Genomic DNA, 19,344 nt, shown 5'->3' on the forward strand with positions numbered 1-19,344 from the left:
AAGGCGCTGAACTTATGACAACCCATGATTTTCTTAATGATATAAATATCGTGACTGAAGACCTGCGTATCCCGAGTGATACGCCCGGAATCGATCTTTATGTACGAAACAAACGTCCAGCTTCCATGAATACCTTCTCTAACGAAAAAACAATCGTGATGGTTCATGGCGCTACCTATCCAATTTGCAGTCTGTACGATGTGAAGCTGGACGGCTTCACTTTCCTGGACTACCTTGCAAGCCATGGCTATGACGTGTACGCCGTGGACGTCCGCGGCTACGGCGGCTCGACACGACCTCCTGAGATGGAGCAGCCTGCCGCCCTTAATCCGCCGCTTGTTCGCACGGAAACAGGGGTCCGAGATTTTGGCGCAGCCCTGGACTATGTTCTGAAACGCCGGAATTTAATGAAGGTCAACGTACTGGGGATGTCTTGGGGAGGAACGGTTGCGGGAGCTTATACCAGTCAAAACAATGATAAAGTAAACAAGCTTACGCTTGTCGCTCCGCAATGGCTGAGCTCCAAACCGATTCCTATCGATACCGGAGGTCCGCTTGGTTCGTATCGCCTTGTTGCTGTCGGCAGCACGAAGGAACGCTGGCTAAGCGCCGCACCGGAACATAAACGCGGCGATTTGATTCCAGATGGCTGGTTTAAACAATGGGTCAAAGCCACTCTTGCTTCCGACCCAGGGAGCCTAACCAATCATCCGGAGCATATTCGGGCGAACAACGGCCCTATCCTGGATATCCGCGAATACTGGACGGCTGGCAAAGCTTTCTATGATCCTAAGGAAATTACCGTTCCCGTCCTTCTTGTCCATGCCGAGTGGGATATCGATGTCCCTCTTAAATTAGCCCAGAACTTCTTCACTTCCCTGACAGGAGCAGCATATCGCCGCTGGGTTGAAATCGGTGAAGGGACGCACATGGTTTTGCTGGAGAAAAATAGACTTCAGGCTTTTCAAGCCATTCGCGGTTTCTTGGATGAAGCGTACGAACCGGTGAAATAAATGCTGCTGCAAGAGCGGACTTTAACATTATATTACTTGCTTGCCTAATTAGAGTTACGCGGCGAAGCAAGAGTAATCTTCATTTCTGTCAATGGCTTTACAGACCCAGCAATCAAACTATCTAAGGATGCATTGAGTAAAGCTTTTATAGTGCTGTGTAATCTCCACGAGATATTAAATATGCTGTCACATGGCGGTGACTTAAAACATCTATTAAAAGAAAAAATCCAGAAAGCAATTATTGAAAAAAATCCTTATTATACTTATGGTTCAGAAAAATAAATTTTCTCCTTAATATTGGATAGTAATAAAAGAAATATTAGTTTCTCTGAAATGACAGCTTGAGATCTTTTAAACGCTGCTAAGACTTTTGTTAGCTAGCACCCTAATAATTTCCATAATTTTTCTATGGTTCAAAAACACGCAAAAGAACTCAGCTAAGTTAGCTGCGTTCTTTTTTGCTGCAATAGTTATCCAATCCATAACTTGACAACTCACCCCAATAAGAAATTAAACATAGCATCTTATCCCAGCGTATACCACCTTTGGGCTGATTTCCAATCGCGACAAATGATTTTAAAATCGTCCGCGTAGCGCACCAGGTAGCCTTCTTTCAGGCTGGACCGTATCTTCGCAACCCTCTCGCCGGTTCTCGATTTGAAAGGTTTCGTCGTCGAAGAATCCCAATATGTCGATGTCTACTATAAAATGCATTGATGCCTGATTGATGAGAAATTGCACTCTTGCCATGGCATGATGTGTCAATCGAAGGGGTCTGAAGCCATAACTATGGTTGTAAAATTGGGCTTCAGCTATGGGCTCAAGGACTTGCTTGAAGCACTGTTGAATGATGCGATCTAGAATACAAGGGATGCCAAGAGGTCTCATTTTGCCGTTATCTTTTTCAATAAGCTTCCGTCTGACTTTCTTAGGGCGGTAGTTTTTCAGCCTGTTTTGGATTTCACTAACTAATTCATTTTAGGAGCATTGTTCGATGTCTTTGATGGTTAACCCATCGGTTCCTGGTGGTCTTTGATCCTTTGTTGGACTTCATCGTGCGATAAGCTAGCAATATGTTTTCTCTGGATGTAATGGTCCCATAGAGAGGAGAGAAGATTTCTTTGTTTGCTGCTCTTTCGTACAAATCCGTAAAAGATTCCGGCATGCCGTAATATTCCCAATTTCGTAGAGCTTGCACTGTAGCATCTCTCCTAATGAAGCGATGTCCCCACGTTCCTACCTGATCGGTGCAATTCACGTATGGAAAATGATCGTTCTATTCAATTAGACTTGGGGCTGTTCCTCCACCTCGATTACAGAGGCTTCATCAGTCGTGCCCCTACCCTCACAAGAATAAATCCATTTCGGCTAGTGCCTTATTGCAACCGTTTTGGGTAACAGCCCTTACTGCAACGTCCCTTGCTTTCCAAGTCCCCTACATCCTATCTATGCGTTCTGGACTTAGGTGCTTCCTCTAAGCCTGTGAGACCAATGCCACCATTGTTCGGCATAGCGTATTTCATAGAAGAAAGTTTTACTCTACGCCACTCACCCCATCGTCCGATGGTACATACGTTTCCGCATGCTCTAACTTTAGACCTGTACATTCGGAAGTTCGTCAGTTCGCTTCTGTGCGAGCATTCTCACCATATCCAGTTTTTCAGCCGCGCGACATATCCGTTGGCATACCTTTTTTAAAAAATTGGCTCCAGCCTTCGTTCTGTCGAATCTACCTGTACTTCACACCCCATGACCTGTTAGTCATGACGCGCGCAGGAGTATTGGCGGGATGGTTTCGGGATACATGGTTCCATCATTCCCATCCTTGGTTGTAAATTTAAGATTACACTCCGTAATCTCCTGCTTTTCACACTGATTGGTGCTTATAGCAGAACTTGTCATACTTCCTCGTTAGTTCAATCTCAACCTAGAGTGGTATAGACTGATCGAACTCAACCTCTAAAATATACTCTGTAGATGCATTATCGTACAATGAATTTAACCTTACGCCTAAGGATGACTGCTCCTAGCAGTATTGTCATAGATGTGAGATGTTCAGCAACAGGGGAGCAGCCGGAGCGGATTCCGAGGATGGAGCGTCTCCTCCGAGCTCCAGCACCGCCACGATCCGCTCCTGCGGCCGAATCCCAAACGGCTTGCACCATTCCCGGTCATAAATCCATTCCGGAACCGTGCGCCGCACGTGCCAATGCTTGGATTTGGCTAACAATTGAAAATTTTGGATCAAACAGCATACCGCCGCGTAATCCTCCTCCTGCTTGTGGGGATCCGCTTCTTCCTTCGCCACGATCAGGAGAAATGCCGGCGACGCATCCCCATACGAAACTCGAAGCTTGCCGGCCGCTTCGCCGCCCGTCACATAGATAAAGCGCCACGGTTCCCTTAGTCCATCATTCGGCGCCCAGACGGCGTCATTCAGCATTTCGAGGATGCTTTGCGCGGGAATTCGGACGTTATCCAACTGCGGCCCATCTGGCTCCCCGCCTCCACCGATTGTGGTCCATTTCTGCTTCGCCGGCGTTCTTCTCCGGGATCTCGGCGCTTTATCGAAATATCCCGCATGCAAAATCCCTGCAAGCCTTTCACCTTCCCGCAAACCGATTTCCGCAAGAAACGACTCGCTTTGAAACATTGGGTCCGTGTCCCACAGCATGCCCAACCCACGCTCCCAGCCCAGCAGTTGAAAATTTTGCATGACACTGCAAACTGCTGCGTAATTTTCGTCGCTCTGCCGCCGATTGGCGGCGGATTCTGCAATGAAGATCAGGTGAGCGGGAATATCCGTTATTCGCTTTGTGAGAAAATCGATCATTTTGACAGGAAGGAGCTTCCCGAGTTTGCTTTCCTTCATCTTAGCTATCATGCTCTCAACCAGCCTTTGACGCGACTCCGGCGTGCCGGCGTAAATACAACGCCAGCGCGGCGTACCCTCGGCCTCGTACAGGCTTGCCGCTCCGTTCAGCAAGTATATGAGCAGTTCCGGCTCTACCGGAGTTGCGTTGAATCTCCGGATGGTTCTACGTTCTCTAATCGTTTGGGAAAAATCCAACATAATCCCTCCTTATGGTTTACTAGTAAACAAAAACAATAAAAAAATTTAGCTTATCTCTCGCCAATATACCGGGTCACGCCTTGAAAAAACTTCAAAATCGTCTGATGCTCACTATCGGAGTAACTGTCCAAAAACCGGATAAAGCTCTGCTCCTCCGCTTCATGCAAAGCCCGATGCATTTCGAACAACTGCTTCCCTAGGGGCATTAGCCGAAAATACACCTCTTTGCGGTTATCGTTGAGCTGGGTCCGATTAATGAGGCCAAGTGCAAGCAGCTTCTTGTTGATCTTTGTAATACTCGCCTTCGACAAATTTAATTTATCCACAATCGCGGAATGATTGATCGGTTCGTGATTGCCGATGCAATCCAGGACATGGATGGCCGATAAACTTCCAGGGACGCCTTTCAGCTGATGAAGCTGCACCAAATCTTTGATTTCTTTAAGCTCCAGCTCCAGCCGCTGTTCTTGCAAATGGAATAAATGAAGCAATTGCTTATAAATTAACGCCTTGATACTTTCAGGATAATCCATGTTCCGGTTCACACTCCATATTGTTTACATTGAAACTAAAATATCACAGTTTGCAGGATTCAGCAAGTGCCGCATTCCAGCACAGAGATTTAAAAAGCATTATATTATCCCCTAGACATGTAAAATCTCCCCTCACACTAGCAGGTTATATTATTTCACCTGTTTACCGTAAGGGGAGCAGATCATGGTTGGCTGCTCGCATTTCTTTATGGGCTATCGTTCCTCGTTAGCGCAACGCATTTCGGTAAAGTAAACAAGAGTTATCTATTAGCGTGTACTGTTCGTCTGGTAAGTTGTCCTTTAAAGAACGGTCTATTAAGATAGGAGCTCAGACAAGTCTGAGCTCCTTTGTTGCTTAGTTAAGAAGTTACAATCAATATTATTCAGTTGCATACTTCTTTTATCAGTTACAATGTTAATTTTTCAGTTACATACTAAATTTAACACATTCAATTGTGTCAAGTGTAAAAAATCTCTGGGACCAATTTTGTTGATTTTACTAGGTTTGCCGCGGCACGTGATAAAGGCGAAAAGTAAAAAGTCTGGAACCGCTAGAAATTACCATAGAAAGAAAGTGGGAAACCGTTATTCATAGAGTTTAGCTGAATTATGCATTTTATAATGCTTTAACTAAAAAGTCTCATATATTTTATAATTTTAAATTCAGTTGTGATTAAGCCCAAATCACTTCTTCTTTTGTGAATTAGTGTAGATATATACCCTCTTATTAATCTCTTTATCCTCATATTCTTTAATATTTCCATTATTCCATTTAGCCTTTATGTATTCATCCCAGCGCTCGTATTCTTCTCTAGAACTTTGGTTAATTTGTTCCTGTTGCCATTCTTCTTGCTCTCTATAATATTGCTCTTCTTCAAAATAATCGATCTCGTCTTGGACTTCGTGTTGGTGACGGTCGTATCCGTCCTGATCTCTATTAAAAACAAGACCCTCTCCAGTATGAGGTTTACCATTTACGATTGAGCCAGTGAAATTTTGTACAAAATGATTACTTAAATTTTTCACGTCACCTGTACATGGTAGTCCATTACTAAAAATACCTATGAAATAATATCCATCTTTTCCAAACAACTCACCATTAATTTTCTCTCCCTGCCCGAAATCCCCACGATACCTTACGCTACCGTTTGAATTATAAAGAATGCCGTAGCCTTGATACTCTTCATTTTGAATGCTACCTTCATACTTAATTGCATGATTGTTATGAAATTCCATCGTAATTCCATCGCTTATATGATTTCCGACAAACTTGCCATTGAAGTAGTATGGAATTTTATGATCAATCTCGGATCGTTTATACATAATCCCGTGCTTTTTTATATCTTCTTCATACTCAATCTCATATAATATTTCTCCATTATCATAATAGCCAAACACCTTTCCCGAAATAAACTTCCCTTTTTGAAATGTGCCTTCATATTTAGGTCGACCTTCATCATTGTATAAAGTTCCTTTACCGTGGAAAATATTATTTTCCATAGAGCCAAGATAAACAGGTGTATTATCTATTGACAACAATTGTATTTCTTTCGATTGAACTGTAATACTTATGTGATTTGCCGTATACGTCGCTATTCTGATTTTAGAAAGAATAATACTATATTTTCTGTTTAGATATATCGTGATATTTCCAAAATCGTTTTTGAGCATTTCGTCGGCTAAAAAACTAGCGAATACCTTCTCGGCTGTTTCTATTATATAAGCATCTAAGTTTGCACGCTCCGATTCTGATTCCAAAAAGAATTTCAACGTATGAAATCTGCTATAAAGCTTGTGAACCTCGGTTATTTCTAAAGGACTTAATTTATCTCGTAAAGCTGCAATATTTTTCACCCATTCTTGGGAGAAAAACAGTTGACTTGGATTTGGATTTTTATTTTCTATAATTCTACTAATATATAAGTCACGCAGGTTAGAGAAGGCCGATAACAACTCATAATAAATAATCAGTGCACTTTGGCGCACCGTTTCTTTATCCCTGTTTTCTTCGAGTTTTTTTACAGATTCAGCGACCTGATAGCTACGAATACTTGTTTGCCATACAACATAGCTGAAAATCCCAGTGACAATTATAGAATACCCTGCAATTAAATAGTTTATGGTATCTGATAATTTAGGATAAGTTTCAGGACTAAATGACAAATTGTTTCTATAGTAATATAGTAGCTTAAGTACATCATCTAAACTCCCAAACAATATAAAAGTCATGACCAATGCAGTGAAAATTGGCATTGTTAATAATATAGAAACCAATATCCAGAATCTCTTTGACAGTTTCATGACCGTTTTTAATCCACCCCTTTAAAATAATTTAATATCAAGAGCTTATCAATCATCCTGCAAACAGTTTCCCAACTATTTCAGATTATGGCTATAAGGCTTTATTGGATTTGCCACCACTACTTACTCAGACTTCACAAGTTCGTTTCTATACTCAGTCAATAATAATTGGTTTAATTCTGCGAAGGCCTCCAGTTTCTTAATCCTTGAAACTATAATCTTTCGCTTCCTTTCATTTTCTTTTTGGCCCTCTCCCCAATTGTCATCAATATCACTATGCAGCTCTCTAAAGATTACTAAGAAATTGTCTTCTTCCTGAAGTGCTACTGAATTCTCTAACCATTCGATTGAAGAGTCATCAGTTGCGGCCAATGCAGCTTGTTCAAAAACATATTTCAACCACACACGCGCTGCTTCATCTATTCCACCGGCAACATCCAGCCACTTCTGGATTTCTTCCGGGACGTTGTCTGTTGTATCCCTTCTATTTTCAAAGAAAAAATGACGATCATTTTCAGGATCAAGTCGTGCAAGTGTACGAAGTATAGGCTCAAAATTTTCAAACGGCCTTGAGCCCCTGGGGAAAGCTGATCTATGATTCCATAATTTTAATATCGTTTCAAAGCAACGTTCTTCTGCCTCTTGTTTCTGAATACCTGAACTGTGTTCGGCGATTTCAATTTGCTCAGCAATATAATGCGCCATCCAACGAGCAGTGGTATCTACACCAGGATCCAAATTAAGTTCTTTGACTAGCGCTTTGCCTAAGTTCATAGTACGTTTCTGTATCTCTGAGTCTTCCATCGGCTGAGAAGATAAATAATTTGTTAAGCGGTGGCTTATACTCATCCGCCCCACTCCCTCTCATGTATGATTTCTGTCTAAATCTTCTTCCAATTTGAACTTCAATAATTAATTCACTTTGGAATTCAGTACAAAGTCTTTTTAGAAATGAGAGCGATGCTGATAGTCGATTACCGTGGCGCATTTCCTCATCTTCATGACTATCATGAATAGGCGCCCAGATTTCACAAACTATTGATGTTCCACTCTCATCAGCCAAAGTCCATTCCCTCTTCTCATAATCAGAGGATATCTTCATTCTCTCAGTGATTGAGCTACCTATTTTATAAGGCGGGTAATCTACTTTAGCAGAATGTGGGTCGAACTCATCCAAATGCTTATACGCTTCTTCTCGATATACCCAACCCTTAAGTTTAAAAGGATCCAAGTCTATTTCCATATCATCTTCTTCGTAAGCAGGCAACTTAAAATCATGAGGACTTGAACATGTACTCAATGCATTCAAAAGAGATTGAGCAGCGGCCGATGATACGAGAGAGCTTGTAATATTGAAACTTTCCGATCTTTCACTATCTCCATCCTCCCAAGATCCGAACACGTTTAGCCATAATTCTCCGTTTCTTTCAGACAATATACCATCAAGAAAATCATCATTTGATATCTCTTCGCGCCAATCTAGATTTCTCACTTCATTAATCCAATCCCTTCTATATAAAGGAATCGGATCTCTACGGTCATATAACCAATAACCATCACTGCGAGTCAATAAGTGTCGGTGTAACCAATAATGCCACTCATCTTCATACCAATCTGGGCTGTGGACAACAGGCATTTTCTCCAGCAACTTCGATGCCACAACAAGCATGCCATGATATGAAAGATAAAAATTATAATCGTCTATTTTTGGGTAACTCCCATGGCTGTGATAAGTTCCTTGTTGTTCTATCGACGATCTCCACAAAGATTGGCGCGGATCATTTTTATATCCACCATGAAGCTGCATATTCCATTCACTAACAACAACTTCGGTAGCAATATCCTCCACTTGCTCACTGGAAATACCGAATACCCGCCCTAATGGTTCAAACCAGTATCTATCAAAATCGTACCCATGGTGAAAATTCAAACTAGTATCAATCGTCTCGTTAGCATGCCAATAACTATCTCTTGCTTCCCAACGGCCCTCTAATTCAACCTTATCAAATTGACTTTTCCCCACTTTTTGAAGTCCGTCAACTACTGCTTTCGAGTATGTACCTGGATGAGCCTTCTCGATATTAAGTGCTATATCAGTTGCATATTTTTGAATAAGTATATGAAGTGAAGATTGCAAGGCATGCTTATAGAAAACATTCTTATGTCGTAGTAAAATGTGCGGATTATCAATTGATACTCGAGCAAGTGAAATTAATAAATATAATCTTGCATGTAAGTTGTAGAACGGAAATTTATTAGCCCCAAATGCATCAACAGTATCCCTTTCCATCCAATCAATTAAAGCATCAATTTCATCCCTGCATTGAGCTTCTGCGAGTCTACGAACACAGTGAACGGCACACCAGCGTGTTGAAGATCTCGGAGAACCTAAAGCAGACCAAACAAAACCTGTAAGAGCACTATCCATTTGAACCGACGGCAACAACAATTGAGACCATGGCCCATCAGCGTACTCAGAATCAATATGCAGTTCGAATCTCGATAATGCGAAATCAAGTAAATCAGTTGCTTCCTGTGTTGAGATATGTTTCGAAGCAACAGTTACAAAGCCAAAAAATGTAGTTGCATGAACCAAATCTCCATGGGTTGCTAATCCTTCGATTATTCCTTTTTGAATAAAAGGTATATTTTCCGCCCCTAAATGAAGTCTCCTAGTGAAAAAAGAGATTGATCCCCTTTCCAGCAGAAACGTAGCAAATCGTTTCCCTACGAATTGCATGATTTGGGGCCACTCAATTTTAATGCTCATTTTACGATGCCATTCTTCCGGCACTAACAAAAGCGCATTCTGTATATCATAAAAATCGGCTTCATCTACTTTAATAAGCTCATACAAAAATTTCTTCGCTTCACTATCGGAAATTCGATTGTAGACTTCACGCCATAAGGACTCGCTGTTTCGCACAGTCTGAGGAAGTCCATCATATCGTTGGATAGCTTGTCTTAATCCATTAGATGAAACCAAGTCCAAATCATACAGCAGATCGTTCCAATCAATTGCAATCTCTTCCGACTTTACACGAAGCGAGGAAGTACTTTCTTGATTAATAATATTCCCTTCTTCATCAATACTGTCGTGATTATAAGCAATAACTTCATCTAATAGATTACTTTGTAAAGAGTACTTTTTAGCCGTTTCAGCAATCCTTTCCCAAACTTCCCCTCCAACTCCGTTTATCCTAAGTTCTCTACTGACTGATTCAAAAATATACTTCCGATTATCATGCGATGTTTCCTTCTCTATACATAGTCTTGAGAAATCCCCTATTTCAAACTCCGTCATAAACGCAGAAAGAGACCATGCTACCGTTGGTACAACGTAGCCGCTTCTTACAATTTCCTCGGACAAAGCAATTAATTGACGATTAAATCGACCAATTTCCCGGTCCCGCCATCTGCTTAGTGCAGCGATTCCAGTTACCGGGGACAATCGAATACAAGTCCTAACAGCCTCGTCCCTGTCCCAATACTTTTCGCGAGCTACATTTTCTCCTATAAGCTCTGCACAACGTATAAATCTGTAAGCTAAATCGTAAGGTGCAAATTCATCTACTTTTCTTTGGTTAGCTAGGGAAACAACTGCTTCCCATCTCTCGACGATTTCATCGCCAAATTTCGAAACAGCATCGATGGCAAAATTGAAGTAAACCGCGGCATCATCACGATTTGCATTAATCAATGCTCGTGCAAGATCAATGTAACAGTTTGCCCTTTCCTCTGGGCCAATGTCTGTAGCAGAACGGATTACGTCATAAGCATATTGTTCAAAATCGCGCTTCTGTTCAGCTAAGTGGCTTAATCGGAAAGCAGAACGAACTAATTTTAGATGATCAGGAAGAAACATCCTGTTACTCTTTATATAATTTTCATAAAAAGTTTTGGCTGACATTTGTCCGGAAAATTTATGAAACATCAAAACGTCACAACATATTCTAGCTATTTCCGTTGGTAAACTATCATAGTCTCTATATCGACTCGCTGTTGCTGATCCTGACTTCTTTTTCACTTCCGCTACTTCATTCTCAAAATCAAGAATATCCCCTGCTAAACAGCGTATCCGCAGCATATACCAAGGTAACAGTCCACCAATTACCTCTTTTATTTCCCTTACCTCTTGTTCATCCTTATATTTTCTATTCTGTTGTAGATCCTTTGGAAGCAATTCATTAATATCGAATTCGAGATCTGAAAGTAATACTTTTTTTAATGCCAGCGCACGCATAAAAATTGCACGATCTTTATTATCGTAATCGCTTGTAATAGACCGTGAAGCATTTTGAGGAAAATAATGATTTAGAACCCTGATGATTTTCCCCTTCGGTAACTTGTTTGCTGCGCAAGATTCAAGAAAAGAGATAAGAGATTGAAGTGTTGTGTCCTGAAAAGTATTTTGTTTTTTTGAAATTCTAGCCCGTTTTGTAGTTAGTAAATCAAGGCAAGAGCAGAGTACATCCGAATTGGGAATATGTCCGATATCTAAGGACTCATGTGCAAAAGCAATTATTAAATACTGATTACGCGAACCGAGTTTTGCAAACTGCATTGCAGCAGATAATTCCCCTAGGTCCATAAGCCGTTTATATAGTTGCCTAGAGATATGATAGATAACCTTCTTCGGTCGCCAACTCATAAGAAATTTGAAGGCCCTCTCTACCCCATGTAAATTAAAATGTGTGTATACGAGTTCCATAATTTCTTCATTTTTTAGTTGTTCACGATGAAATGGAATATCTTCTTCTTTTATCTTATCTCTATCCTGGAAGTATAGACTTAACCAGTTCTCAGCAGCCCTAAGAAAGCTTCTGGCTTCCCCCCTAAAATTCTTGACCGTTGATAACAACGCTGCTGAGTAAACATTCTCTGATCCTCTCCAAGAACCGCTAAACAAACGACGAAAAGCAAACTCCTGTACACGTTGTTCATCTTGTAAAGGCGCAATCAGATCAATATTGGTTGCAAGAAGTTCGAACTGTCGTTTATCACCAGCTACTTCTTCACCAGCTCGTAAAGCTAATTTTATCGCCTCAACTAAGCTTTCTTGCTTCAACGAAGCCTTAAATGCAAATTGAAGACGAAATACTCGAACATTTCGCTCATCAATGGGATTATCGGGAAGATAATTATCGGATAAAGCTAATTCAACAAGAGCGTTGTTCTTCCCTGCTTGTAATAACAGAGCAGGCATAGCAGAAGCGACATATGAATACTCGTTAGCTAATGGTTTGATTTGTTCAATAAAAAACTCTATTTGTTCCTTCGATGCTGCATAAGTTTTCCTAAACCAAGTTTCCGTGGGCTCATCCCTAAACTGAACTGAGGAGTCAGAAAGCCATAAGGAACGTCCTATATCTGCAACAAAACTTCTTATAGTAGACTCCTCAACATCAGCTGCCCTAGATAGTATCTTCAGTGGAATAAAGGGAGGTAATGTAGCAAGACCTACACAGATAGAGTCGATTTGTTTTCTGTAATCATCATGAAGTTTATCTCTTATTGAATCAATTGCTGACATTAATTGTCCTTCTATTTGTTCATCGACAGTGGTTCCAGTACTTCCAAGGTTGGAGAATACTTCAGCAATCGTACTACCATTTAAACTTAAAGCAGTTGACTGTACACGTGGATTGCCACTAGTAAGCCTATGAAATTCTATTCCATCCTCTTTAGACGCTTGCGGATAATGGGACCTTAAATAATCAAAAGACTCTTTCTCCGAAAATGGCTTCAACTCAAGTTGTTTGATGTTACTAGGCGGCTGGAGTAAATGTATACGCTCGGTTCTACAAAGGGCAACTATTTTAGCACCTTCGATTATACGTTCACGGAGAAGTTCGTGAGCAAAGCAATTATCATTGAACTCCACCGCGGCCATTTCAGCATTATCGGCTGCATCTATTAGAATCACTAGGACTGCATTGCTATTTGATTTCTTCATGGCAGTAACTGCTGTTTCAATTCTGTCGAGGAACTTTCTTAATATATCTGTTTCAGATGCGCCGGAATTCACTATTAGTGGATCGCAAAGGCCTTGTACAGCCAATTCATTAACAATCTGAACAAATGCTTGGCGATGGTGATGCCTCACTTCGCTCCGATTACGATAACGTCCACCACCAAAGCAATCATATACAACACCGAAAGATCCAACAGGTAATGATTTGGCTATTTGGCGAGCAAAAACCGTTTTTCCTACTCCTCCAGGAGCATGTATGATCAGCGGAGCTGCTGATTCTAAAATGGTTTTCAACAAGTCATTATGCTGCTCTCTATGCACAAGGGTTTCAAGTTTTTCAAACTCAGGTGGAGCAGGAAAGAGATCGCGTTCAGACGTAACTTTAAATTTCTCAAGTATTTCTTCACGAACAATTACACCATTGTTATCAGGTAAAGCCTTGTCACGAACTAGTCCAGTAATGCTTTCTATTTCAGGATTATCGATACTTCCGGCAACTAACTGAGATATTTCTACATGAAGCCTATACTTCTGTGCATTATAGTCTCCTTCGCCGTCTGCGAATTTTATACAAGCACAAAACTTTTTTAAATCTTCCTCAGATAACTGTGTATATTTTGAAAGTGTATTTCTATACTGTGAATTAATTGATTCACCTGCAGATAATTTCTCTATGCTATCTTTAAGGTTTTGATTAATCGGCCGATTGGTGACAATAGTAAAATTCACTTTACCTTTTGTAGTTGTTGCTTCACTAATAAGTTCTTTATATCTTGCTGAAAAGCCCTCGAATGTTTCTTTGAGATCGCTAAGGTTAAATGGATTATTTTTATGTACAGTAGTGTGCTTCAACTGATAATAGGCGACATCCTGACATCCTTGAAATAAGGAATCCAAATACTCAGCTACATCAATTACGTATTCTCCAGCCAGCTTACTTTCCCTAGATCCCTCGATTACGATAGATTTAATTCGAGATTTAGGGTGTATTAAACGCAGGCAACGCCGAGCAGCCCACCGATAGTGAAAAATGTCGCCGGCCCTTGAATATCTAACAAGTTCGTTTTCCAAAGTACCCACCTCTACTTACCATTAATAGATGTACAGTTGTTTGAGATTATGAGCATCATCAATGAGTTCGAAACTTATGTGGAATCCCTTTTTGTTGCTTCACTTTCCATAGAAAATCGCCATCAACAAACACTCTACATTGGCGTATTGTGGCAGAATATTTTTTATGCCGCGCATCCATAAGTAGTAGTTAAAATCATACTTTTCATCACACAATCCGTGTTCATCAATATTAAGCTTTAATGGTTGAGATGAACTAAACCCAACAAACAGGTGTCCTACAACTTCTGATTTGGGCTGTAAGGGTAATTTGAAGTCAGCACCGACATATTCGTTTAAACCAAAAACAGGATGATTAGTTATCTTTGCGCCTTGTTTATCGTATATGAATAGCTCTCCAGCCATAATCGTAATGGGGAAATCCGTTGTATTCGAAAACGCAACATCTATTGATGCGCATCCCACCATATCATGTACAGCATGTAAAGATTTTTCTAGAAGTCTAATTTCAAATTGACCTTTATTAAGGTACATATAATCAAAGTCATTTCTTTTTGCTACGGCATTCATACTGCCTTTTCGGATTAAACAAAGTCCTTCATTCAGACGATCATATTTCTTTTTCAGCATATATGGTTTGTTATCTGTACTATAAATCTTTAAGATCCCTAACACTGATCCTTTGTAGTCATATTTGAATTAATCAAAATGTATCTCAGGTTCAATGTTATTTAGAATTACTTGTTTGTAGTTTGATGAATCAATAAATTCTTCTGGGTTTATTCCCTTGATTTCTTTTCCTTCAGGCCGATCCTTTACTCCCACTATAATAAATTTATCTCCGTCATAACGGGAGTTTGCCATAGCCATAATGTCCACAATCAAGTCGGCAGTTTTTTCTTTGGAATATTGTTTTTCTTTAAAGTCTAAGTAGTCGCACTCGTATCCGTATTCTACTAATTCATTTATCCTATCCATATGGATCTCACCTTAAAGTCACAAATTGATTTGTACGCAATATGAACCATTCCTACTTTTAATTCGACATTTTATACCAATATCCTACTTTTCCCAAATCGGCAAAGAAAAAAGCTACTGATGAGTTCAGTAGCAAAGAGCCTATAATGGCTTGAGACGTTCCTTTAGAACTTCTTTCATTTTACCTGGGCTACTGGAAACTCCATGAAGGAAACCCTCCACCACTGGTATTACGATGGCCTTCTCAAAAACAAAAGCTGATCTTATGTGACTATATACTCACATCAATTCTTGTCGTTTTCCAATAATCCAGGTCTATTGTTTTGCTTTGTTCGGCCAACCTGTTCTAATAACCAAATAACGTGCCACATCCCAGGAAATAAGAGAGCGGCAACCCATTCTTTGTAGATAACGTCTGTAAAGAATACAATTAGTACCGATAAGACTAAGAGCAGGAGATGCGTAACTAACTTACACAGTTCTAATTTAAAAATAGAAGGGCGATAGCGATTTGCTATTGATTTCCCTAAAAAATACAAACAAGCCATTAGCAAATATAGAATTACAAACGAAGCATGTGCTCTTGTAGTATCAGAATCATATAGACTTACATAACCTTCATAAAAGCTCGAGAGAACACTGGCTAAAAGACCCGACATCACCAAAATAACCCAACCAACAGCTAAAAATAAAGCTATTGTAAGTCTAACCCCAAAATATCGCTTATTCCGTGCTTACTCAAACTCTACACGTAAGTTTTTGAAGCCTGTATTAACAGAGTCACCGACCTGAAGCAACGTCCGTCGAATTGAATTTGGTATATTGCGTAGTCTATCTATCCTTTTTCTACACAGCGAGATAATTGATGCACGTTTTTTTTGCAGCCAACTCTTGCGACGAGATCGGTACACGTTCAATAACGGCACATATGAATGTAGGACATAGTGGCCATGGATCATACCACGGATCGAGCCTCTCCAAAATAGATTGCCTTACGTAACAAGTGTATCATTTCAGAGGTGGGGATGTTGGTGTTGCTGCATGCGCTATCAAATACTTTTTGCCCTTTACTCTTATTAGCCGCTTCTCTATATTTGAATATAAGGATTGGAAATGTTGTACCTAATGAAAAGGGTAAGATCACATATTTCAATGTTTGCTCATAAAACAATCTAAACCCAATTTCGTCTTTCAACTCAAAATAAGAAAGCATTTCTGTGTTTCTGCATTTAATAGTATTGGTACAAATAAAGCATCATCGCCTTTAGATAAATACATAGCGAAATCATTGCAACGCTTGCTGTCGACTGGGCGCTGGTATCCCTTACCGGATGGATGGTCGTATGGTTTTACATATGTGATTTGTAAAGCAGACATAGCAGAAACATTGCCAAGATATGCAAACTTCCCGCGCATTTTGTACTGTAGCACATTTTCAATTACATGTTGGTGCGCCAAAGATGTCATGTAGCATTTCTCCTCATGCATATTGTGATTTCATTTCAGAATATATATGTCCTATTTTCAAATGGTATTATGTAGTTTATGCTCTTCATTAGCTTCCTCTTCTTGCCTACTCTCAAAGAGAGGTGGCGAGATGTCTAATATTAATGCCAGTGTGGGAAGAAAAATAAGAAGTTTGCGGAAAGCAAAAAATTATACGCAAGACGAACTAGGCGATTTGATCGATCTTGAGCAGTCTTACTTAGGAAGAATTGAAAGAGGAGAAATTAATATTACACTTGGAACACTGTCTAGAATCTCTGATGCTTTACAAATTAATCCATCGCAACTACTAGAGACAAACAGTGATTATTCGGATAAGGTAAAAAACGATACAATGAAAAAAATCGATACTTTGCTCTACTCATTGGATAACTCAGAGCTTCAAATTGTACATCGGTTGCTTAAAGAGGCGCTGGCCTTAAGAAACACTTAAATTATTCAGTCACGAATGATAGAGCACTAATAAGAAAAGCAGGGAACCGTTGCCGTGGCATTCAGTCCCCCTGCTTGTTTTTATTGATATACAAATAACGAGCAATAATCAACAAGAATATATCGTTAAAACAAAACAGCCGAACCACGCGACTTCACAATTTTATATCCATAACTTGATTAGCTCCATTAGACTGATTCTTAATATAAGAGGGTTTACGCCGAGCCGCCTTCCCGCTAAAGATTTTTATATATTCCTCAACTTTCCCATCTTTAGACGGTACGACACATACTCCATCTTTTTGGTATATCTCTATGACTTTGCTTCCTCCCTTGAAATAAAAAAGGCGAGCAAATCCTAGAAATAACACTAGAACTGCTCGACACTCATTAATCGGTTCCAGACTTTCTTTACTGGTTCCAGATTATTATCACCGGACAAATTGCTGTGTCAACACGCTTCCGCCTTACTCCACCGTCACACTCTTCGCCAGATTGCGCGGTTTATCCACATCGTTCCCGCGTGCCAGCGACGCATAGTACGAAAGCAGCTGAAGCGGAATCACGGTCAGCGCAGGGGACAGCACATCCAGCGTCCGCGGGATGCTGAACATCTGGTCCACCGATTTTGCGAACTCCGCGTCTCCCTCGTAAGCAATTCCCAGCACTTTGCCGCCGCGCGCCGTAACTTCCTTGACGTTGCTCACCGTCTTCTCCTGAAGGTCGGATTGCAGTCCCAGGGCAATCACCGGCACATCATCCTCGATCAGCGCGAGGGTTCCGTGCTTCAGCTCGCCGGCCGGATAAGCTTCGGAGTGAATGTACGAAATCTCCTTCAGCTTAAGCGAGCCTTCCAGCGCAACGGCATAGTCGATACCGCGGCCGATGAAGAACAAATGCTCCTTCGGAGCATTCTGTTCCGCATAAGCTTGGATCTCTTCGCCGCGCGCCAGAATGCTTTCCACCTGCTCCGGCAGGCTCTGCATTGCCGCCAAGGTGTGGCGGATTTCCGCCGGCTCCACGGTTTCCAGCGTCTGCGCAAGGAACAAGCCCAGCAGATAGAACGCCATCAGCTGTGTCGTGTAAGCCTTCGTCGAAGCCACGGCAATCTCCGGCCCCGCCCACGTCACGATCACGTCGTCCGCTTCCCGAGATACGGAGCTGCCGACTACGTTGGTGATCGCCAGCACGCGCGCGCCGTTTCTTTTCGCTTCGCGCAGCGCGGCCAGCGTATCTGCTGTTTCGCCGGATTGGCTCACGACAATGACCAGCGTTTCCGGGGTGATGATCGGCGACCGGTAACGGTACTCCGAAGCCACATCCGTTTCAACCGGGATGCGCGCCAGCTTTTCGATGACGCTTTTACCGACAAGCCCGGCATGGTACGCCGTTCCGCAGGCTACGATCTGGATATTCCGAATATTCCGAATTTGATCGGCCGTCATCGAAATTTCATCCAGAATCACGCGGTCGCCCGCTTCGGAAATACGGCTGCCGATCGTATCGCGGTAAGCTTTCGGCTGATCATAAATTTCCTTCATCATGAAGTGATCGAAGCCCGCTTTTTCAGCCGTTACCAGATCCCAGTCCACGCGGAACATTTCCCGAGAAATAAAATTCCCCTCGATTGTCATCAATTCGACACCGTCCCGCGTAAGCAGCGCCATTTCGCCATCGTTCAGGATATACACGTTGCGCGTATATTCCAGAATCGCCGGAATGTCCGAGCCGATAAAGTTCTCTCCTTCGCCTACCCCGATGATCAATGGACTCGCCAAACGTACAGCCACCAGCCGATCCGGCTCATACTCCGTCAGCACGCCGAGAGCAAAAGCGCCCCGCATTTGTTTAACCGCCTGCTGAACCGCTTTGACGATATCTCCCTCATACAGGTCGGCAATCAAATGGGAGATCACTTCCGTATCCGTCTCCGAAACGAACGTGTGCCCTTTAGCGATCAGCTCATCTTTCAGCGTCATGTAATTTTCAATAATCCCGTTGTGAACAACCGAGAATTTCATCGAATTGTCCGTGTGCGGGTGCGAATTCTCATCCGAAGGCTTGCCGTGTGTCGCCCAGCGCGTATGACCGATTCCTACCGTTCCGTTCAAAGGCGCATCGCTAAGCTGCGATTCCAGCACAGCCAGACGGCCTTTCGACTTCTTGATTTGAAGCCCGCCCTCCGTGTAAACGGCCACGCCTGCCGAGTCATACCCGCGGTACTCCAGCTTTTTCAATCCCTCGATCAACACTTCCTGAGAATCACGTTTACCGATATATCCAACGATTCCGCACATACAAAAATACCCCCATTTTTTGAGCTCCATGACCCGCTCCGCATCCCGCGAATAACGTTCATAGGCTGTTTGTCAAAGATCGGCGGAACACTGAACGGAGCCACACTCCAGAATTCAAACTCCTACCGTCTGCCCTGCTTATATATTTTGCGATTCCTTATCTCGT

The 19,344-nt window shown here is 41.7% G+C and carries 11 protein-coding genes and 1 pseudogene; 2 read left to right on the top strand and 10 right to left on the bottom strand.

All coding sequences use genetic code 11. The features are described 5' to 3' along the window. Positions 1–14 precede the first annotated feature (14 nt). On the top strand, positions 15–1,013 hold the full coding sequence (locus HMPREF1207_RS10685) for an alpha/beta hydrolase (RefSeq protein WP_016423653.1): 999 nt from the start codon (positions 15–17) through the stop codon (positions 1,011–1,013). A 536-nt stretch (positions 1,014–1,549) separates the two neighbouring features. Here HMPREF1207_RS10685 and HMPREF1207_RS30765 read toward each other — a convergent pair. The 9 genes and pseudogenes from HMPREF1207_RS30765 to HMPREF1207_RS10730 form a co-directional block, all read right to left on the bottom strand. Then, positions 1,550–2,211: pseudogene (locus HMPREF1207_RS30765) on the bottom strand (reverse transcriptase domain-containing protein); the annotation flags it as partial. Positions 2,212–3,051: 840 nt separating this feature from the next. After that, positions 3,052–4,086 (bottom strand): nitroreductase family protein, encoded by a 1,035-nt coding sequence (locus HMPREF1207_RS10695; RefSeq protein ID WP_009671416.1) that lies wholly within the window; start codon positions 4,084–4,086, stop codon positions 3,052–3,054. Positions 4,087–4,136: 50 nt separating this feature from the next. Next, entirely contained in the window at positions 4,137–4,619 is a 483-nt protein-coding gene (locus HMPREF1207_RS10700; RefSeq protein WP_009671426.1) for a MarR family transcriptional regulator, read from the bottom strand. 684 nt (positions 4,620–5,303) lie between these two features. After that, positions 5,304–6,920, bottom strand: coding sequence for a hypothetical protein (locus tag HMPREF1207_RS10705; RefSeq protein ID WP_016423654.1), 1,617 nt, complete (start codon positions 6,918–6,920; stop codon positions 5,304–5,306). A 123-nt stretch (positions 6,921–7,043) separates the two neighbouring features. After that, complete coding sequence (locus HMPREF1207_RS10710) at positions 7,044–7,694, bottom strand: hypothetical protein (protein ID WP_016423655.1); 651 nt, start codon at positions 7,692–7,694, stop codon at positions 7,044–7,046. Next, positions 7,660–13,965, bottom strand: coding sequence for an ATP-binding protein (locus HMPREF1207_RS10715; protein ID WP_009671434.1), 6,306 nt, complete (start codon positions 13,963–13,965; stop codon positions 7,660–7,662). Before HMPREF1207_RS10715 ends, HMPREF1207_RS10710 begins: the two co-directional genes overlap by 35 nt. A 99-nt stretch (positions 13,966–14,064) precedes the next feature. Continuing rightward, entirely contained in the window at positions 14,065–14,595 is a 531-nt protein-coding gene (locus HMPREF1207_RS10720; RefSeq protein WP_009671438.1) for a hypothetical protein, read from the bottom strand. Between the two features lie 69 nt (positions 14,596–14,664). Continuing rightward, positions 14,665–14,943: an RNA-binding domain-containing protein gene (locus HMPREF1207_RS10725; protein WP_009671427.1), complete on the bottom strand. Its 279-nt coding sequence runs from the start codon at positions 14,941–14,943 to the stop codon at positions 14,665–14,667. A gap of 1,191 nt (positions 14,944–16,134) precedes the next feature. Then, a complete protein-coding gene (locus tag HMPREF1207_RS10730) occupies positions 16,135–16,410 on the bottom strand; it encodes a hypothetical protein (protein ID WP_016423656.1) in 276 nt (91 codons plus the stop codon). A 130-nt stretch (positions 16,411–16,540) separates the two neighbouring features. Here HMPREF1207_RS10730 and HMPREF1207_RS10735 point away from each other — a divergent pair, with 130 nt between their 5' ends. Beyond that, positions 16,541–16,882, top strand: coding sequence for a helix-turn-helix domain-containing protein (locus HMPREF1207_RS10735; protein WP_016423657.1), 342 nt, complete (start codon positions 16,541–16,543; stop codon positions 16,880–16,882). A gap of 466 nt (positions 16,883–17,348) precedes the next feature. On the opposite strand, the gene glmS is transcribed toward HMPREF1207_RS10735, so the two are convergent. After that, positions 17,349–19,178, bottom strand: coding sequence for a glutamine--fructose-6-phosphate transaminase (isomerizing) (gene glmS / locus HMPREF1207_RS10745; RefSeq protein WP_036739638.1), 1,830 nt, complete (start codon positions 19,176–19,178; stop codon positions 17,349–17,351). Positions 19,179–19,344 lie beyond the last annotated feature (166 nt).

Origin of the sequence: Paenibacillus sp. HGH0039 (assembly GCF_000411255.1) — a bacterium.
In the GTDB taxonomy this organism is placed as follows: domain Bacteria; phylum Bacillota; class Bacilli; order Paenibacillales; family NBRC-103111; genus Paenibacillus_F.